The organism is Streptomyces sp. NPDC001100, from assembly GCF_053598575.1.
In genome coordinates this window covers 1-1,894 of record NZ_JBSFKO010000094.1, presented here as the reverse complement: position 1 = coordinate 1,894, position 1,894 = coordinate 1, and the positions used below count along the sequence as shown (strand labels likewise).

Genomic DNA, 1,894 nt, shown 5'->3' with positions numbered 1-1,894 from the left:
CGTCGGCAGGGCGCCTTCTTCCCGTTCTTTTTGAGGCTCGGTTCGCCTCCGGGGCAAGGACCGAGGTCCTTGCCCGCCCGGCGGGTTCACGGCTCATCCTCTCCGGATCACGGGCGCGTCCGTGCGGTCGGCGACGTCCTCCGAGGTCACGCCCGGCGCGCATGCCACGAGTGTGACCTCGGAGGACGTCGAGGACGCAGAGGTCCGTGATGATCCGGTGGACGCATCGCTCGCCGGTGAGCGGCAGGGTGCATTCCTTGACGATCTTCGGGGTACCGTCCTTGGTGGTGTGTTCCATCAGGACGACGACCCGGCGGGCGCCGTGGACCAGGTCCATCGCGCCGCCCATGCCCTTGACCATCTTGCCGGGGATCATCCAGTTGGCCAGGTCTCCGGCGGCGGACACCTGCATGGCGCCGAGCACGGCGGAGTCGATGTGGCCGCCGCGGATCATGCCGAAGGAGAGGGCCGAGTCGAACAAGGAGGCGCCGGGCAGGACGGTGACCGTCTCCTTGCCCGCGTTGACGAGGTCCGGGTCGACCTCGTTCGCGTGCGGGTACGGGCCGGTGCCCAGGATGCCGTTCTCCGAGTGCCGGACCGCGTGCACGCCCGGCGGGAGGTGACCGGGGACGAGTGTGGGCAGGCCGATGCCGAGATTGACGTAGGAACCGTCGACGAGTTCGGCGGCGGCGCGGGCGGCCATCTGGTCGCGGGTCCAGCCCGTGGGCGAGCTCATGCGCGAACCGTCCGCTTCTCCACGTGCTTGTCGGCGGCCTGGGCCGGAGTGAGAGGCACGATCCGCTGGACGTAGATACCCGGCAGGTGCACCTCGTCGGGGCTCAACTCGCCTGGTTCCACGAGCTGTTCGACCTCGGACACCGTCACGGGTCCGGCCGTGGCGGCGAGCGGGTTGAAGTTGGCGGCCGACCTGCGGAAGTCGAGGTTGCCGTGGCGGTCGCCGCGCCAGGCCCGTACGAGGGCGAAGTCCGTGGTGATCGCGTGCTCCAGGCCGTACGCACGGCCGGCGAAGTCGCGGGTCTCCTTCGGTGGGGAGGCCAGGGCGACCGTGCCGTCGGCGGCATGGCGCCAGGGCAGTCCGCCGCGGGCGACCTGGGTGCCCACGCCTGCGGGGGTGTAGAAGGCGGGGATGCCCGCGCCACCGGCGTGCAGCCGTTCGGGCAGGGTGCCCTGGGGCACCAACTCCACCTCCAGTTCGCCGGACAGGTACTGGCGGGCGAACTCCTTGTTCTCGCCCACGTAGCTGCCCGTCACACGGGCGATCCGGCCCGCCGACAGCAGGACCCCCAGCCCGCGCCCGTCGACTCCGCAGTCGTTCGACACGATCCGCAGGCCGGTCGCTCCCTGCGCGTGCAGAGCCTGGATGAGCACGCCGGGGATGCCGCTGAGGCCGAACCACCGACAGCCAGTGAGGCGCCGTCGGGGATGTCGGCGACCGCCTCCGCGGCGCTTGCGCGGACCTTGTCCATGGAAGAAGGGCCTTTCTGCCGTGCGTTGTCGCTGGTTCAGGCGTCCGCGCGCAGCGCGTCCGAGAACGACTTGGTGCCGCCGTGCGAGGTGAGGCCGCCGTCGACCGGGATCTCCGCTCCGGTGATGAAGGACGCGTCGTCGGACAGCAGGAACACCACGAGCGGGGTGATGTCGTCGACAGTCCCGGTGCGGCCGAGCGGTGTCTCGCGGAGGTTCGCCTCGCGGAACGCGGGGGCTGTCATCATGGTGTCGATGAAGCCGGGGGCGTTCTTGCTGCGCAGCCAGTCGGTGCCGACGGCCTTCATGTCCTGGCGGAAGACGGTGGCGCGGTCCGTGAGGTCGTTGGCGATCGTGTAGCCGGCGACGTACTCCAGGGCCTCCTCGACCGTCACCTGGTAGGCGGGCT

At 70.6% G+C, this 1,894-nt stretch carries 1 protein-coding gene and 2 pseudogenes; all 3 read right to left on the bottom strand.

Annotated features, from left to right (window positions below; all coding sequences use genetic code 11):
- Positions 1–93: 93 nt before the first annotated feature.
- Positions 94–736 (bottom strand): annotated as a pseudogene (locus ACWDEW_RS48785) (CoA transferase subunit B).
- A pseudogene (locus tag ACWDEW_RS48780) lies at positions 733–1,487 on the bottom strand (CoA transferase subunit A). The pseudogenes ACWDEW_RS48785 and ACWDEW_RS48780 overlap by 4 nt, the downstream one beginning before the upstream one ends.
- Positions 1,488–1,523: 36 nt before the next feature.
- Positions 1,524–1,894 (bottom strand): SDR family oxidoreductase (locus ACWDEW_RS48775; RefSeq protein ID WP_450522829.1); only part of this gene is annotated, 371 nt, incomplete at its 5' end.